The organism is Streptomyces sp. NPDC058662 (assembly GCF_042716255.1).
GTDB lineage: Bacteria > Actinomycetota > Actinomycetes > Streptomycetales > Streptomycetaceae > Streptomyces.
In genome coordinates this window covers 1-15,442 of record NZ_JBHXRU010000126.1, presented here as the reverse complement: position 1 = coordinate 15,442, position 15,442 = coordinate 1, and the positions used below count along the sequence as shown (strand labels likewise).

At 74.5% G+C, this 15,442-nt stretch carries 18 protein-coding genes and 1 pseudogene; 10 read left to right on the top strand and 9 right to left on the bottom strand.

What is annotated here, in order from left to right:
- Window positions 1-236 precede the first annotated feature (236 nt).
- The gene (locus tag ACFWUQ_RS28455) at window positions 237-1,079 is read left to right on the top strand and encodes a DUF4394 domain-containing protein (protein ID WP_384543715.1); all 843 of its coding nucleotides are present in this window, start codon (window positions 237-239) and stop codon (window positions 1,077-1,079) included.
- Window positions 1,080-1,235: 156 nt separating this feature from the next.
- On the top strand, window positions 1,236-1,685 hold the full coding sequence (locus ACFWUQ_RS28450) for an SRPBCC family protein (RefSeq protein ID WP_384543713.1): 450 nt from the start codon (window positions 1,236-1,238) through the stop codon (window positions 1,683-1,685).
- A 142-nt stretch (window positions 1,686-1,827) separates the two neighbouring features.
- On the opposite strand, the gene ACFWUQ_RS28445 is transcribed toward ACFWUQ_RS28450, so the two are convergent.
- A complete protein-coding gene (locus ACFWUQ_RS28445; RefSeq protein ID WP_384543717.1) occupies window positions 1,828-2,598 on the bottom strand; it encodes an HSP18 transcriptional regulator in 771 nt (256 codons plus the stop codon).
- Window positions 2,599-2,710: 112 nt separating this feature from the next.
- Here ACFWUQ_RS28445 and ACFWUQ_RS28440 point away from each other — a divergent pair, with 112 nt between their 5' ends.
- The 3 genes from ACFWUQ_RS28440 to ACFWUQ_RS28430 all read left to right on the top strand — a co-directional run bounded on the left by ACFWUQ_RS28440 (window position 2,711) and on the right by ACFWUQ_RS28430 (window position 4,136).
- Window positions 2,711-3,139: an Hsp20/alpha crystallin family protein gene (locus ACFWUQ_RS28440; RefSeq protein WP_384543711.1), complete on the top strand. Its 429-nt coding sequence runs from the start codon at window positions 2,711-2,713 to the stop codon at window positions 3,137-3,139.
- 98 nt (window positions 3,140-3,237) lie between these two features.
- A complete protein-coding gene (locus ACFWUQ_RS28435; RefSeq protein ID WP_384543709.1) occupies window positions 3,238-3,633 on the top strand; it encodes a DUF2267 domain-containing protein in 396 nt (131 codons plus the stop codon).
- 59 nt (window positions 3,634-3,692) lie between these two features.
- A complete protein-coding gene (locus ACFWUQ_RS28430; protein ID WP_384543707.1) occupies window positions 3,693-4,136 on the top strand; it encodes a DUF2267 domain-containing protein in 444 nt (147 codons plus the stop codon).
- Between the two features lie 31 nt (window positions 4,137-4,167).
- Here the strand turns inward: ACFWUQ_RS28430 and ACFWUQ_RS28425 are convergent, their stop codons facing one another.
- Together ACFWUQ_RS28425 and ppk2 are read right to left on the bottom strand one after the other, a co-directional pair.
- Entirely contained in the window at window positions 4,168-5,046 is an 879-nt protein-coding gene (locus ACFWUQ_RS28425; protein ID WP_384543705.1) for an oxygenase MpaB family protein, read from the bottom strand.
- 29 nt (window positions 5,047-5,075) lie between these two features.
- A complete protein-coding gene (ppk2, locus tag ACFWUQ_RS28420) occupies window positions 5,076-6,122 on the bottom strand; it encodes a polyphosphate kinase 2 (RefSeq protein WP_384543703.1) in 1,047 nt (348 codons plus the stop codon).
- Between the two features lie 176 nt (window positions 6,123-6,298).
- On the opposite strand from ppk2, the gene ACFWUQ_RS28415 reads away from it, so the two are divergent.
- Window positions 6,299-6,802 (top strand): DUF5133 domain-containing protein, encoded by a 504-nt coding sequence (locus ACFWUQ_RS28415; RefSeq protein WP_384543701.1) that lies wholly within the window; start codon window positions 6,299-6,301, stop codon window positions 6,800-6,802.
- A gap of 81 nt (window positions 6,803-6,883) precedes the next feature.
- Here ACFWUQ_RS28415 and ACFWUQ_RS28410 read toward each other — a convergent pair.
- Window positions 6,884-7,003, bottom strand: a pseudogene (locus tag ACFWUQ_RS28410) (arginine deiminase family protein); the annotation flags it as partial.
- A 407-nt stretch (window positions 7,004-7,410) separates the two neighbouring features.
- On the opposite strand from ACFWUQ_RS28410, the gene ACFWUQ_RS28405 reads away from it, so the two are divergent.
- A complete protein-coding gene (locus tag ACFWUQ_RS28405) occupies window positions 7,411-8,013 on the top strand; it encodes a TIGR03086 family metal-binding protein (protein ID WP_384543699.1) in 603 nt (200 codons plus the stop codon).
- 182 nt (window positions 8,014-8,195) lie between these two features.
- Window positions 8,196-8,942: a hypothetical protein gene (locus ACFWUQ_RS28400; RefSeq protein ID WP_384543697.1), complete on the top strand. Its 747-nt coding sequence runs from the start codon at window positions 8,196-8,198 to the stop codon at window positions 8,940-8,942.
- Between the two features lie 27 nt (window positions 8,943-8,969).
- Here ACFWUQ_RS28400 and ACFWUQ_RS28395 read toward each other — a convergent pair whose 3' ends face one another.
- Together ACFWUQ_RS28395 and ACFWUQ_RS28390 are read right to left on the bottom strand one after the other, a co-directional pair.
- Window positions 8,970-9,362: a VOC family protein gene (locus tag ACFWUQ_RS28395; protein ID WP_384543695.1), complete on the bottom strand. Its 393-nt coding sequence runs from the start codon at window positions 9,360-9,362 to the stop codon at window positions 8,970-8,972.
- Window positions 9,363-9,412: 50 nt separating this feature from the next.
- On the bottom strand, window positions 9,413-10,582 hold the full coding sequence (locus ACFWUQ_RS28390; RefSeq protein WP_384543693.1) for a glycoside hydrolase family 26 protein: 1,170 nt from the start codon (window positions 10,580-10,582) through the stop codon (window positions 9,413-9,415).
- A 340-nt stretch (window positions 10,583-10,922) separates the two neighbouring features.
- Here ACFWUQ_RS28390 and ACFWUQ_RS28385 point away from each other — a divergent pair, with 340 nt between their 5' ends.
- Complete coding sequence (locus ACFWUQ_RS28385; RefSeq protein WP_384543691.1) at window positions 10,923-11,666, top strand: class I SAM-dependent methyltransferase; 744 nt, start codon at window positions 10,923-10,925, stop codon at window positions 11,664-11,666.
- Between the two features lie 32 nt (window positions 11,667-11,698).
- Here ACFWUQ_RS28385 and ACFWUQ_RS28380 read toward each other — a convergent pair whose 3' ends face one another.
- Together ACFWUQ_RS28380 and ACFWUQ_RS28375 are read right to left on the bottom strand one after the other, a co-directional pair.
- Window positions 11,699-12,427: an SOS response-associated peptidase gene (locus tag ACFWUQ_RS28380; protein ID WP_384543689.1), complete on the bottom strand. Its 729-nt coding sequence runs from the start codon at window positions 12,425-12,427 to the stop codon at window positions 11,699-11,701.
- A 60-nt stretch (window positions 12,428-12,487) separates the two neighbouring features.
- Entirely contained in the window at window positions 12,488-13,156 is a 669-nt protein-coding gene (locus tag ACFWUQ_RS28375; protein ID WP_384543687.1) for a DUF4097 family beta strand repeat-containing protein, read from the bottom strand.
- Between the two features lie 774 nt (window positions 13,157-13,930).
- Here ACFWUQ_RS28375 and ACFWUQ_RS28370 point away from each other — a divergent pair.
- A complete protein-coding gene (locus tag ACFWUQ_RS28370; RefSeq protein ID WP_384543685.1) occupies window positions 13,931-14,536 on the top strand; it encodes a hypothetical protein in 606 nt (201 codons plus the stop codon).
- Between the two features lie 58 nt (window positions 14,537-14,594).
- On the opposite strand, the gene ACFWUQ_RS28365 is transcribed toward ACFWUQ_RS28370, so the two are convergent.
- Entirely contained in the window at window positions 14,595-15,305 is a 711-nt protein-coding gene (locus ACFWUQ_RS28365) for a TetR/AcrR family transcriptional regulator (RefSeq protein ID WP_384543683.1), read from the bottom strand.
- Window positions 15,306-15,442: the final 137 nt, after the last annotated feature.

Here is a 15,442-nt window from a genome sequence, read left to right as displayed (position 1 = left end):
CGACCGCTACGGCAGCCCCGTCGGCGCCTGGAACTTCTGGCAGAACAACCACTGGTACTAAACCACCAGCGGCAAAGACGCAGACGCACCCCCGAAACGCTCGGCCGACCCGGCCGGGCGTTTCGGCGTATCCGGGCCCGCCATTCGGCCGTGCCCGACGGGCACCGCCGCGCGGCGCCTGGTTGCCTCTGGCGGGTGACGCCCGGCTGTCGGGCGGTCGATCCAGTGGAGCCCCCATGCGCAAGACAGTCCTCGCCCTGGCCCTCACCGCCGTCCTGTCCGCGACCGGACCGGCGACGGCCGCGGACAACGACCGGCACGACCCCTCCCGCAACGGCCTGAAAGTGACCGGCCTGACCGAGGACCAGCGCCTGGTGTGGTTCCGCACCCACGACCCCGACCGGGTGTCCACCCTGGGCACCGTCACCGGACTGGTGGGGGACACCGCACTGGTCGGGATCGACTACCGCGTCCGGAACGGCCTGCTCTACGGCCTGGGCAACGCCGGCGGCGTGTACACCCTGGGCACCGCCGACGCCGTCGCCACGAAGGTCTCCCAACTCGGCACCGCCCTGCGGGGCACCTTCTTCGGCATCGACTTCAACCCCGCCGCCGACCGGCTGCGGATCATCAGCGACACCGGGCAGAACCTGCGCCACGACGTGGACGCCGCCACCGGCGGGACCGTCGTCGACGCCCCCCTCACCGCGCCCCCCGCCACCACCCCCGCACTCGGTGTGACCGGCGCCGCCTACACCAACAACGACCTCGACCCGGCGACCGCCACCAGCCTGTTCGACATCGACACCGCCGGCGACCGCGTGGTGCTGCAGTCCCCGGCCGACTCCGGCACCCTCGCCCCCACCGGCGACCTCGGCGTCGACGCGGGCCCCGACGCGGGCCTGGACATCTACTTCTCACCCCGCAACGGCGCCAACCGCGGCTTCGCCGCCCTGTCCGCCGGCGGCGCCCGCCGCTTCTACGAGGTCGACCCCCTCACCGGCGCCGCCGACGACGCCGGGGCCTTCCCCGCCGACCGGCAGGTCTTCGACATCGCCCTGCCCCTGAACCAGCGGTAACCCGCCCCGCGGCACCCCCGCACCGCCGAGCGGCCGGTCCCCCAGGGGTGGTCCTGGCCCCGGGGGCGTGCGGCGGACGCGCCGAGAGGGCAGGCATGCCCGCGACAGCCGCCGGCCGTCGCCGGCGGACACCGAAGTCGTGGAAGGGTTTCCCTGATGTCGCAGGTGAAGGAATCGATCGAGGTCGACGTGCCGCTGACGACGGCCTACAACCAGTGGACGCAGTTCGAGTCGTTCCCCAAGTTCATGGACGGCGTGGAGCGGATCGAGCAGCGTACCGACACCCTCACCCACTGGGTGACGAAGATCGCCGGCGTGGAGCGGGAGTTCGACGCGGAGATCACCGAGCAGGTCCCCGACCAGAAGGTCGCCTGGGTGACCGTGGGCGGTGAGACCGAGCAGTCGGGCCTGGTCACCTTCCGGCCCATCGACCCCGCCCACACCGAGGTCACACTGCGGATGGACTTCGACCCCGACGGCATGGCGGAGACCATCGGCGACAAGCTCGGCTTCGTCGACCGCCAGGTCAAGGGAGACCTGAAGCGCTTCAAGCACTTCATCGAGGACCGCGGCACGGCGACGGGCTCCTGGCGCGGCGACGTCTGACCCGCCCCACCCCCTGCCGCCCTCCTGCCGGACCCCCGGGCACGGCAGGAGGGCGGCCCGGCGCCCAGCCCCGCACCCGGGCCGGGCGCACCCCCGCACCCGGGCCGCGCACCCCCGCACCCCGGGCGCGCGCAGCGGCCGGTCAGGTGCCCCGCTGGTCGCGGCTGTCCCGGCGCAGCCGGGCGGTGTGCCGGGTCATGGCGTCGATGCGGTCGGCCAACTCCCCGTCCTCGGGCCGCAGGTGCGGCCGCGTGTCGGCCAGGGGCCCCACCAGGCGGGCGGCGTCGTTGTCGGCCAGCGCCACGTTCAGATCGCTCATGGCACCCTGCGCTCCGGTCGGCAGACCGGTGAGCGCGCTGACCCGGCCCGCCAGGCGCCGCAGATCAGCGGCGTTGTCGCGGGCCCAGGCCGTCACCGTGCGGTCCGCGGCGCGCGTATCGCGCGTGGCCCGCACCCGCTGCTCCCCGGTGCTCCCGGCCGCCCCCGGGCGAAGACGCAGGTAGCGGCGCTCGGCGGCCTGCCGGCTGGCCACCCCCAGCGGCGCCGCGAGATCGGCCCAGCTCGCCCCGGCCTCACGCGCGGTCTCGATCAGGCCGCTCTCCCAGCCCGCGAGCTGCTCACGCACCTCCCGCAGGCACAGCAGGGCCGCCAGCGCGGCCTGCGGCCCCCCGTCCCCGCCCGCCGACGGCCCCGCGTTCCCGTCCGCCGGCGGGCCCGCGTTCCCGTCCGCCGGCGGGCCCGCGGCGGCGCGCGGCACCCGCGCCGCCTCCTCCAGGCTCGCCCGTACGGCCTCCAGCGCCGCGGCCGCGGCCGGGAAGGACGGCGCCCGCGCCGTACCGGCGGGTGAGGGCGGCTGCTCGGACACGGCCACGATCACACCTCCCATCGTCATGCTCCGGACGACATCCAGCATGTCATCCATGCGGCGACATCCTGCTTGTCAACGTTTGGACGACATGCTACAACGGAAGCACGTTGAAGCGCATGGGCAGTTTCTGCCTGAACCAACCGGAGGTGTTTTCGCGATGCTGATGCGCACCGACCCGTTCCGCGAGATGGACCGGATCGTCCAGCAGCTGTCGGGTACGTCGGGGACCTGGTCCAAGCCGTCCGTCATGCCGATGGACGCCTACCGCGAGGGCGAGGAGTACGTGATCGCCTTCGACGTCCCGGGCGTGAGCGCCGAGGCGATCGACATCGACGTCGAGCGGAACATGCTCACCGTCAAGGCGGAGCGCCGCCCCGCCGCGAAGAACGACGCCGTGCAGATGGAGCTCTCCGAGCGGCCCCTCGGTGTCTTCTCCCGCCAGGTCATGCTGGCCGACACCCTCGACACCGAACGCATCCAGGCCGACTACGACGCGGGTGTCCTGACCCTGCGCATCCCGATCGCCGAACGGGCCAAGCCCCGCAAGGTCAGCATCGGCGCCGGCCGCAAGCAGATCTCCGGCTGACTCCCGGCCCCCGCGGCGGAGGACCGCACCCCGGCCCCCTCCGGCACCCGCCCTCCGCCGCCCCCCTCCCTCACCCCTGCCGCCCCGGAGGTGACGCGATGGCGATGCGCCGGGAATCGTTCCTGGCCCACGTCCAGGAACGCGGCCGGTACGAGACACGCGAGGACGCCGAGCGCGCGGCCCGCGTCGTGCTGGCCCTGCTGGGCGCCCACCTCGTCGGCACGGTACGGGCCCGCCTCGCGGCCCGCCTGCCCGAGGCGTACGCCCTGATCCTGCTCAACCCGCTGCGCGCCGAAGAGCCCCTGACCCCCGAGCGTTTCGTCCGCGCGACGGCCGCCTGGATCGAGGGCGCCACCGAGAGCACGGCCCTGGAGGACATCGGCGCCGTCCTGTCCACCGCCGCCGCGGCCGCCGGCGACGACCTCACCCGGGAGGTCCTCCTCCAACTCCCGCCCGGCTACGACCTCCTCTTCGGCCACCCCCCACCCGTCTGACCCCGCCCGCCCGGCCCCGTACCCACGCCCACGCCCCGCACAGGAAGGCCGCCCCCGTCATGCCCGACCAGACCCGACCGCGACGGTCCCGCGCCGCCATGACGTACGACCAGATGCTGGAACGCGTCCGCTACGAGGGCGCCTACCCCACCCGCGAACGCGCCCAACAAGCCGTCCGCACCGTCCTGGACGCCCTCGGCCGCCAGCTCACCGCGGACGAGCGCCGCGACCTCGCCCCCCGCCTTCCCGTCGAGGCCGCCCTGGCCCTGACCGCCTCGGATCCCGCCACCGAACAGCTCACCGGCTGGGAGTTCGTCAAGGACCTCGCCGCCCGCACCGGCGCCACCCCCGCCACCACCCGCTGGGACACCGGCGCCGTCCTCGCCCCGCTCTGCGCCCTCGCCGGCCCCGACCTCCTCGCCCGCCTCCTCCAGCGGCTCCCCGACGACTACGCCCTCCTCTTCGGCCAGGCACGACTGCGCCTGCCCCAACCCGCCGCCTGACCCGCCCCCGGCGGGGGCCGGGTCCAGCGGCTCAGCGCTGTGGCGCCCCGGACGGCGCCGCCATCGCCCACCGGATCGTCGACGTCAGAGCCTGCCCCGACAGGCGTACGCAGCCCTGCCCGCGACCGGTCGCCGCCCGCAGCCCCAGCAGGGCGGCCGCCCACGGCGGGAGCAGCGCGACCGCGTTCGCCGCGAGCAGCGCGTACGGCACGCGCACGGGCCAGGGCAGCGGCGGATGGCGCAGGATGAAGCGGGCCGCGTCCAGGGCCTCGGGCGTGGCCCGCAACTCCGGCCGGTACGCCGCCAGCAGCGCCGCCAGCGCCGCGCGGTCGCGCGGGGGGTCCACCACGCCCAGGGCCTGAGCCACCCGCGCCGTGTCCGCGACGTAGGCGTCGCAGCCCGCCGCGTCCAGGGGACGCGCGCCGAAGCGCTGGTGCGCCCGCAGGAAGCTGTCGACCTCCGCCGCGTGCACCCAGCCCAGCAGATGCGGGTCGGCCGCACGGTAGGAGGCGCCCGCCGCGGTGGTGCCCCGTATCCGCTCATGGACCGCCCGCACCCGCTCCACGGCCTCCTGCGCGTCCCGCGCGGTGCCGTAGGTGGTGACGGCCAGGAAGGTACTGGTGCGCTGGAGCCTGCCCCAGGGGTCCCCGCGGAAGCCGGAGTGCGCCGCGACGGCCGCCATGGCCAGCGGGTGCAGGGACTGGAGCAGGAGCGCGCTCAGGCCCCCGATGAACATCGACGCGTCGCCGTGCACCCTGCGGATGGGCCGCTCGGGACCGAACCAGCGGGGCCCGGGCGTGTCGTGGATCCGGGCGCGGTTGGCGGGGCCCGACGGTCCGGCCACCCGGCTGAACAGCGCCGACCCGAGCCGCTCCCGCAGATGCGGGCCCCCGCTCGCGGGCATGTCCATGAGGGGGTCCTACCCGCCCCGACCTCGGCTCAATGCTCCCCGCCACCCCCGCCCACCGCAGCGTCCCCAGCCGTACCGTCCGTACCGTCCGTGCCGCCCGTACCGTCCGGGCTGGTCGCGGGTGTGTGCCGCGGGTGACGGCCGGGGCCCAGGGGAGGACCGGCCAGCGGGGTGGGGGAGAGGGCGGCCTCGCCCTCCCCGCTCTCCAGCAGGGTGTCGGCCGCACCGACGATCAGCGGGTCGGGCCGGCCCACCGCCTCCTCGTCCTTGCGGTCGTAGTCGATGCGCTCCAGGAGGCTGCGGATGGCCTCCAGGCGCCCCCGCCGCTTGTCGTTGCTCTTGACCACCGTCCACGGCGCGTGCTCGGTGTCGGTGGCCCGGAACATGTCGACCTTGGCGGTGGTGTACGCGTCCCACAGGTCCAGGGAGGCCAGGTCCGTGGGCGACAGCTTCCACTGCCGCACCGGATCTACCCGGCGGATCGCGAAGCGGGTGCGCTGCTCGGCCCGCGAGACGGAGAACCAGAACTTCACCAGCAGGATCCCGTCGGCCACCAGCATGGCCTCGAAGGCCGGGCACTGGCGCAGGAACAACTCGTAGGCGTCCTTGGGGCAAAAACCCATGACCCGCTCGACCCCGGCCCGGTTGTACCAGGAGCGGTCGAAGAAGACGATCTCCCCGGCGGTCGGCAGATGGGCGACGTAGCGCTGGAAGTACCACTGCCCCGTCTCCCGCTCGGTCGGCTTGTCCAGGGCCACGATCCGGGCCCCGCGCGGGTTGAGCCGCTCGGTGAACCGCTGGATCGTGCCGCCCTTGCCCGCCGCGTCCCTGCCCTCGCAGATCACCACCAGCCGCGACCCGGTGTCCTTCACCCAGCGCTGCAGCTTCAGCAGCTCGATCTGCAGGATCCGCTTGCTCCGCTCGTACTCCTTGCGGCTCACCTTCCGGTCGTACGGGTAGTTCTCCTGCCACGTCCGGATGGGGGCGCCGGCCGAGTCCAGCAGCACCGGCTGCTCCGGACGGTGGTCGTCCACGCTCAGCCCCGCCAGCAGGTCCTCGGCATCCGGTTGCGTCAACTCTCGCTCGTTCACATCCCCACCCCTACCCACTGGACGCCCCGCCGGACAGCCGCCGCCCACCGGACCCCCATCCGACCGGCAGCGGACCGGCGCGCATCACACCGCGTCCGGGGGGCATGCGGTGGACCGGAGCGTGCCGAGGGGCCCGCCCTCTTCGAAGGGAAGTGATCCTCATGAGCGTCGACGTCCTCCCCTCCCGCACGCGGGAGAGCCGGATCCCGCGGACGGCGGCGGCGCCCGAGGCGGCGAGGGCCTGGGCGGTGGGCACCCTGATGGCGACGGTCCCGGCCCCCGCCCACCTGGCCGAGCACATCCTGTCCGCCGCGGCCGCGCGAGCCGCCCTGCCCGTGGCCGAGGTCGCCCGGGCGATGGCCGCCGGATCCCACGGCACCCCCGTACCCGCCGCCATCGAGCAGGCCCTGGAGCACGCCGTACGGGCCGCCCGCCGCGGGGACACCACACCGCGCGGGCCCGGCCCGTACCTGATGCCCACCCGCGCCGACGCCGAGCAGGCGCTCACGCGGTTCTTCGACGCCCGGCTGCGCCTGGACGCCGAGCCCGCCGAGCCCGCCGCGCACCAAGCCCTGGACGACGCCCTCTACACCCTGTGCGTGCTGATGGCGCAGCCCTGCGCGCACGCCGCCGTCCACGAAGCCCTCCGCTACACGCGCCCCTGACCCCCTCCGCGCCACCGCACCCCCGGGACGAACGCCCCGGCCCCGCCCGGGCCGGGGCGCCCGGCCGGCGGCGCCCGGCCAGAAGGACACGGCGTCGCCGAGCAGCGGGCACGCCATGCAGTGCCCGCCACCGTGCCCGCGCCCCAGTTCCCCGCCGACGACGGTGAGGACCTCCACCCCGGCCTCGCGCAGCAGCGCGTTCGCGTGCACCGCGTCCATGGTCCTGGGGCAGAGGGCGACCGGCGTTCGGCGACGGGCTCATGGCTTCCTTCGTCCACGCCCCCAGGGGCGGGGGCTTGCCGACCACGGGCCGACGGGACCCGGGAGCGGCCCCGGCCCCGTTCCCGCACGACCCCGCTGCGGCACGGTCCCGGCTCCGGCGCCGCACCCCTCCACCGAAACGGAATGCAGCCCCGAAACAGGGCATCTCTCGCATATGGTCGAGTGTTGGACGCCGACCGGGGTGCGGGCCGGACCGCCCCCGCCCCTGCCGCGCTGACCCGGGCGCCCCCCGGCGATGAGTTCGGGCCCCGCCACCGGTCCACCCCGGCAGAGCCCCGCCCACCACCCCGGCAGAGCCCCGCCCACCACGCCGCCAAGGAGCCCCGATGACCGGTACGACCCCAGTCGACCTCGGCCCGCAGGCCCGGATCGTGGCCGAGCTGGCGGCGGCCGTCCCGCAGGCCCGTCTCGCCGACCCCACGCCCTGCCCCGCGTACACGGTCGGCGGCCTGCTGGCCCACCTCGCGGGCCTCGCGGCCGCCTTCCGTGACGCCGCCCGCAAGGACCTGGGCCCCACCACGGACTCGGCCCCCGACCCGGCCGCCGCGCCCGCCCTGCCCGAGCACTGGCGCCAGGAACTGCCCCGCCTCCTGGACGAGCTCGCCGAGGCCTGGCGCGACCCCGCCGCCTGGACCGGCGCCACCCGCGCCGGCGGCGTGGACCTGCCCGGCGACGTCGCGGGCGCGGTGGCCGTCGACGAACTGGTCCTGCACGGCTGGGACCTGGCCCGGGCCACCGGCTGCCCCTACACACCCGACCGGGCCGCGCTGCGCGCCTCGCACGCCTTCCTGCTGGCGTCCGTCGGGGACGAGAGCCGCGCCGAGATCTTCGGGCCCGTGATCCCCGTACCGGACGACGCCCCGCTGCTGGACCGGGCCGTCGGGCTCGCCGGACGCGACCCGAACTGGACCCCGCCGCCGACGCCCTGACGACCCGCCGCCGGCCGCGTCGTCCACAGCGGACCACCGGCCCGACAGCACGTGACCCACCCAACCCCCGCCCCCAGAACCCGCCCCGGCGGGGGAGCACAACCGGGTCCTGGGGCGTTGGACCCGTCGCAAGGGGTTGACTGCACGTGCACACCGCACACCCCAGTGACGAGGAGGACCCGATGAGCACGGCCGACGAGGGACGGCACTGGCCGGACGCGATCAGCGTCGACAACGCGAGGACGACGCTCCTGCGCCTCCTGGCCCGGGCCGGAGTACCTTCCGGCGACGCGAGGGAACTGATCGGGCTCATCGAGGCGGGCACACTGGCCCTCGCGCACGAGGAACTGAGCGGCGCCCGCCCCGACGCCCCGGGGGACAAGGGCGCGGCGTACGAGGCGGGCCGCCTCGACGGCGCCGAGGACCTCCTGGAAGGACTCGCCGCCGCCGTCGAGCAGACCCTGCTCGCGGCCGTCGCCGCCGCCGGCCGACACGACCCCACCGGACAGCACCCCCGCGCCGGACGCATGGAGGTGGAACTGGCCCAGGTCGCCGTCACCCCCCTGTACCTGTCGTTCACCACCGTCTCCGAGCTGGACCCGGAGGTGACCGAGGAGGTACTGGCCGCCGTCCTCACCACCATGGACCCCCGCCGGCGGGCCCGGTACGCCGGGCGGCTGAACGAGTTCGCCGCCACCCACCGCACGCGCCTGGAGCGGCTGTTCACCGCCTTCGGACCGGGCAGCGGCATCACGGTCCACGGCCGCTACTCCCTCGTCCACTCCGCCACGAGCATCGCCGTACTGGAACGCCTGGTCACCGCCCCGCAGCAGCTGCGCGAGGAATGGGACGCCGCCGAGCTGCCGCCCGCCTGGCTGGACGGCCTCATGGCCGCCTGGAACGCCCCGCCGCCCGACGCACCCCAGTGAACCCGGACGCGACCTCGCCCCGCGGCCTCATACGGTTTCGAGCGGATCCAGCCGACGGCGCAGAAGACAGAACTCGTTGCCCTCCGGGTCGGCCAGCACATGCCAACTCTCCCGCCCGCTCTGCCCGATGTCGGCCCGCACGGCACCCAGCGCGAGCAACCGGGCCAGCTCCGCGTCCTGGTCGCGGTCGGTGGCGCTCACATCGATGTGCAGCGGAAGCTTCCCCCGCCCCGAGCCGCGGTGCGGGCTCAGGACGAGAGTCGGCTGCGCCCCGCCGAACCCGACGCCGGGCGGCCCGATCTCGATACTGCCGTCGTCCTCCCGGCCCAGCTCGACGTAGCCGAGCACCCCGCACCAGAAGGCGGCCAGCCGGCCGGGGTCTTCGGCGTCCAGGACGAGTTCGCTGATGCGGCATGCCATGGCCCGAGCATAGGTCGTCCCCGCGAGCTCACAGCCGACTCACGGACGGCTCATGGATGAACGCCGCCACCGCCGCGCGGCCCGGCGCCTCCCGCGGACAGCCCCGCACGAGGGGCCACCGCGAAGGCGGGGCCCCACCCCGGGACGGGCCCGGACCCGCGGTCCTGGCCGCGTACCGCAGCACCCGGTCGCGCGGGCCCGCCGCGGCCCGGCCCCGCGGACAGCAGATCCCTGAACACCTGGGCGGAGCGCGGGTTCTGTCCGCACTGCCACACCCCGTGCGGGCAGTAGTCGGTGATGCTGTGGTAGAGCGGCTGGTGCCGGGCGATCCACCCCAGCATGCGCCGCATGTACTCCGGATTGTCCCCGCGCCGAAACAGCCCCCACTCCGGGTAGGAGATCCGCTTGCCGTGCGCCTTCGCGAAATCGACCTGCTGCTGCAGCCCGTAGGGCTGGGTGACCTGCTCGTCGAAGGTGGCGCCGGGCTCCTGGTCGTAGCTGTCCATGCCGATGATGTCCACCACGTCGTCGCCGGGGTAGCACCGGGTCCAGGCGATCGCGTCGCCCCCGCGGTTGGGCGCGAAGTCGAAACGCAACCGCTGGCCCTTCACGGACCGCATGGCGGCCACGACGCGCCGCCAGTACCGCTTCCAGCTCTCGGGGTCGGGCCGGCAGCGGTGGGTGTAGTTGAAGCCGTTCATCTCCCACCCCAGCACGATCACCGTGTCCGGCACCCCGAGGCCGACCAGCCGCCCGGCCAACCGCCGGAAGTGGTGGTCGTACGCGCCTCGCGCCCCCGAGCGCAGCAGCTCCGCGACCCGCTGGTCGCCGACGCCGGCCTCGTTGCCCTCCAGCATCGGCACGTTCAAAACGAACAGCCGATCCGCTCGCGCCGCGCGCCACCGCGCCCAGCTGCGCAGACTCTCCGGCGCCCCCTCGATGTTCGCCCAGGTGTCACCGGGCAGGTAGGTGTGCCCGGCGCGCAGCTCGGCACCGCCCAGCCACCGCGACAGCTCCCCCATCCGCTCCACACCGGGGGAGCCGTAGTGGAGGTAGGCACCCACCGCGACCTCGCTCCCGGCGCCGCTTTCGGCGCTGCTCCCGGCGCCGCTTTCGGCGCCGGCGCGCGGAGGCGGGGACAGCGCGCCCCCCGTGACGAGCAGGCCGACCGCGACCGTACTCGCGCAGGCCCCCGCCAGCCAGCGGCTTCGATGGGACATCACGCCTCCACAGGCCTCGCGAAACGCTCCCTGTGCCAGCGACGTTAGACACCGCACCCCCGCACGGCCCCTCCGGTGCCCCGATGCTGGGCCATTCGCGGCAGCCGGCCCCCGCCCTTGGCCCGACCGGGTGAACACCCGCCCGCCACCGGCCCCCGGCGCCCCGCCCCGACTCCGACGCCCCCCGGACACGATGCCCGGACGCGGCCCGGATCTTTGTGGCTTCTGCCAGTACGACACCCCGCCGGGACCCGTGGAGACTGCCGGTCACAAGCCCAGGCCCCGGCCCGCAGCAGGCGGCCGCGGCCAAGGACGTACCGAAGCGGGGGAGAACACGACCATGAGCACACGGCAGCAGTACGACGAGATCGGCGAGGCCTACGAAGGGTTCAAGGCCCTGCCCCTGGAGCAGTACGTCGTGGTGCCCGGCTTCCTGGCCCTGGTCGGGGACGTGCACGGCAAGTCGGTCCTCGACCTCGCCTCCGGCACCGGCTTCTACAGCCGGGAGTTCAGGCGCCGCGGCGCCACCGACGTCCTCGGCATCGACATCTCCAGCGAAATGGTCGCCGTGGCACGGCAGTTGGAGAAGAACGAACCGCTGGGCGTGCACTACGACGTCGCCGACGTGGCGGAACTGCCACCCCTCGACCGGCGCTTCGACATCGCGCTGGCGGTCCAACTGCTCAACTACGCCCCCGACATCGCCACCACGGAGCGCATGTGCCGCGCCGCGCACCGGAGCCTGAGGCCCGGCGGCGAGCTGTTCGCGCTCAACCAGTCGCCCGATTTCCGCTTCGACGGCCCCACCCCGGAGAGGTACGGCTTTCGCAGCGAGCTCACCGGCGAGGAGGCCGAGACCGGACCGCGGGTGCGCACCACGGCGCTGCTCGACCCGCCCGTCTCCTTCGTCGCCAACCGCCCGCGCCGCGAGGTCTACGAGCAGTGCCTGCGGGCGGCCGGGTTCAGCGAGGTGGCCTGGGTCCCGCTGACCGTGACGCAGGCCGGCCTGGACGCCTTCGGAGCGGACTTCTGGGCCGACTTCCACGCCAACCCCCCGCTGGAGATGCTGCGCTGCCGCGCCTGACCCCCCGGGGCCGGATGAGCGGGCCGCGGATCCTACGGGGCGGGGTCCAGGAGGCCGGGGTCGTTGTTGCGGACACTGTTGACCGCGGTGGAGACGGCCGTCACGGCCAGCGCGCCCCCGGCAGGGGTGCGCAGGAGGGCGCGCAGGTCCTCGGTGTGCTGGTGGGCGGGATCGAGCCAGGCCCCGTAGTCGTCCGGGTCCAGGGCCAGGGGCATCCGGGGGTGGATCCGGCCGGCGGCGTCGGTGGCCTCGGTGGTGATGATCGTGGCCGTCGTGAGCCAGGCCGCCGGGTCGTCCGCGTCGGCGACGGCGGGATCGCGCCAGAACTCGTACAACCCGGCCATCGCCATCACCGACCCGTCCTCGGGGCGGATGAAGTAGGGCTGCTTGTAGGCCTTGGCCGACCCGCTGGCCGCGACCGCCACCCACTCGTAGAAGCCGTCCGCCGGCAGCAGGCACCGCCGCTTGGCCAGAGCGCGCCGGTAGGCCGGCTTCTCGTGGACGCTCTCCACCCGCGCGTTGATCATCCGCGACCCCACCGACGGGTCCTTGGCCCAGGACGGCACCAGCCCCCACCGCACCGGGCGCAGCCGCCGCTCCACCTCTCCGGTTCGGCGGGAGGCGCGCTCCACCACCGCCCACACCTCGTCGGTGGGCGCCACGTTCCACGACGGACCCGGCGCCCGGTCCGCGTCGAGGCGGGCGCCGAAGATCCCGGCGAGGTCCTGCGGGGCCCGGGAGGACGCGTATCGACCACACATGCCCCCACTGTCCCACCCCCGCCGCCGGGAGGGCACGACACCCACCGGCGAGCGCCTGCCTCACACGCTGCGGGCGGTGATGTCGCCGTGGGTGGTGGTGGCGTGGATGGTGAGGTCGGTGGGGGAGGCGGTGTGGGTGAGGGTGTTGTGGATGCGGCCGTGGGTGGTGCCGGCGTCGAGGGTGGCGCTGGTTCCTCGGGGAGCGGTGATGGTGATGTGGCCGTGGTGGGTGCGCAGGGTGACCGGGCCGCGGTGGGCTTCGGTGATGTGGAGGTCGCCGCGGTCGGTGGTGATGTGGGCGGGGCCGGTGAGGCGGCCGAGGGTGATGTCGCCGTCGAGGAGGGTGAGGTGGGCGGCGGCGGCCTCGTCGAGCTTGATGGCGCCCTGGGCGCCGTCGAGGGTGACTTCGCCGAGTCGTCCCACGCCGCGGAAGTCGGCGGCGGCGGCCGTGGCCCGGACGTGGGAGCCGGCGGGCAGTCGGACGGTGACCTCCACGGATCCGGCGGGGCCCAGCAGCCGGCTTGCGGTGGCCGCGGCCCGGATGCGCAGCACGCCGTCGGCGTACTCGACCGCGGTCCGCTCGGCCGCCTTCACATCCCGGCTCCTGCCGGCGTCCGCGGGCAGCACCTCGACCGTGGTGTCGGCCCGGTCGGCGGCGATGAGCCGCAACCGCCCTGCGGGAAGGTCCAGCTCCACGGAGACCGGGACAGGGGTGTCGAACGTCTGCATGATGTCTCTCCTGCACTTCACTGCTGCGGTTTCTGACAGTGGAAACGCTACGTTGCATTCGATGTTCTGGCAACAAACTTGTTGCATGGGAGAGGTGTCATTGCAGCTAGATGCTGCGATTTCGTTGCAACGGCGCTCTCGCATAACGCAACATCGGGATACAGGTGTGTTGCAATGAGATGGGAGTGAACGCGCCGCGGGGGAGGCGGTGGGGTGCGGGGTCGCGCCGGTCGCGCGCATCCGGGCGCGCGTTCGGGAACAACCGCAAGTCATTGACCGTTCAACCGGTGTGAGTGCGGGAGGGGACGATGTCCCCGGGCCCAACCATGCGCCTGCGGGGAAGATCGTTCGGCTGAAGCCCCCCAGTGCCCTCCGCCGCGAGGCGACCGCCCTTCCCGCCCTCCACCCCATACGCCCCGGCCGGCCTCCCCCCGGCCCGCCGGGGCCGCCCCGGCCGACCCCACCCCCCCCGGGCCGGCCGGGGCCCCCTCCTGCCCCCAAAGCGCGGCCCCCGCGACCGGGGGACCGGTGCCCCCGGGCCCCACCGGACGAAACACCGCAGCCCCCGCAGCACCCCACCACGGCCCCGCCCGGCCCCCCCACCGCGCCGGCCGCGGCTGCGCGGCGCGCCGAACACGCGCCGCGTCACGGACGTTTGTCCACCCCGACCGGTGGAAGAGTCGAGTCCGACACCCACGCGACCGACCGGCCGCACCTCACTCACCTGGCGCAGGCCGGCCCTCTCGACGCCATGACCCGAACGGGAGCCCGCCGATGCGCCTCTACGCCCAGACCCCAGCACGTCGGAACCGCCAGGTACTGGCGGACCTGATCGCCGTGGTCCTGGTCGCCGCCGCGGTGTGGTTCGCCCTCGCCGTCCACGAAGCGGTCATGCGGCTGGCCGAGCCGGGGCGGAAGGTCGAGAGCTCGGGCGACAGCCTCGCCGCCGAACTCGACAACGCCGCCGACGCCGCCTCCGAGGTACCCCTCGTCGGCGACCTCCTCAAGAAGCCGCTCCAGTCCGCGGCCGACGCCGGCACGGGCCTCGCCGATGCAGGGCAGTCCCTCCAGCACGTCGTCAGCCAGGTGGCCACCCTGGCCGCGGTGGCGCTGATCGTCCTGCCCGTGGCCCTCGTACTGCTGCTGTGGCTCCCCCCGCGCCTGCGCTGGATCCGACGCAGCGCAGGCGTGCGACGCCTCATGGACACACCCGAAGGCGCCGACCTGCTCGCCCTGCGCGCCCTGACCGGCCCCCTCGGCGACCTCGCCGCGCTCCCGACCCCCGCGGGCGGCCTCGCCGACGCCTGGCGCCGCGGGGACCCCCAGGCCATCGCCGACCTGTCCCGAGCCGCCCTCCGACGCGCCGGCCTGCGCCCCTGAAACAGGGGACACCCCGCGCCCGGCCGCCACCCGCCCGCCCGCAGGAGACGAGGCGCGGTCAGCGGGCCAGCCGCAGCGCCAGACCGTCGAGGACCACATCGAGGCCGTAGGCGAACCTCTCATCACGGATCCGGACGGGATCCACCGGGCCCGCGCCGCCCGGGTCCTGCTGACCGCCCTCCACCTGCGCGCCGGGCAGGATCCGGGCGAGGAACTCGGCCTCGCTCTGCCCCGAACGGGCCACCGTCGTCAGCCACGCCGTCTCGGAGGTGACCATGCCGATGGCGTAGGAGTACACGACGTCGATCGCCCCGTGCGGCTCGGGGAAGCCCGCGGCGGTGAACACGGCGTCCAACCGCTCCGACAGGGCCGCCAGGTTGGGCCCCAGATAAGCCAGGCCCGCCTGCCCCAGAACCGCGCACATCCACGGATGGCGCACCGCCGTCGCCCGGAAGGAGTCGGCGTACCGCGTCACAGCGGCCCGCCAGTCCGGCCCGTCGGCCGGCGGGCGGACGACCTCCCCCAGAACCTCGTCCACCGCCAGCTCCATCAGCTCGTCCTTGAGGGCGACATGACGGTAGAGGGAGGTGGCACCGGCGTTCAGCCGGGCACCGAGCTTGCGCATGCTCAGCGCCTCGACACCCTCCGCGTCGAGCATCGCGATCGCCTCACGGACGATCAGCGCCCGACTGAGAGCGGGCTGGTTCGGCGTCGGCTTGGGGCGCGCCCACACCGAAGGAATGGGTGTGGTCCTCGCCCTTGCCGCCATGAATGCCGCTCCTCCTGGGATGCGTACGGTGTTCGCGTCGAGAGTACAGGCCGCGTTTCCCGGTCCCGGGGGAGTGAGGCGGTACGAAGCCACCCGGCCTCACCCCCGTGGTGGCCGGGTGGCTTCGTACCGCCTCA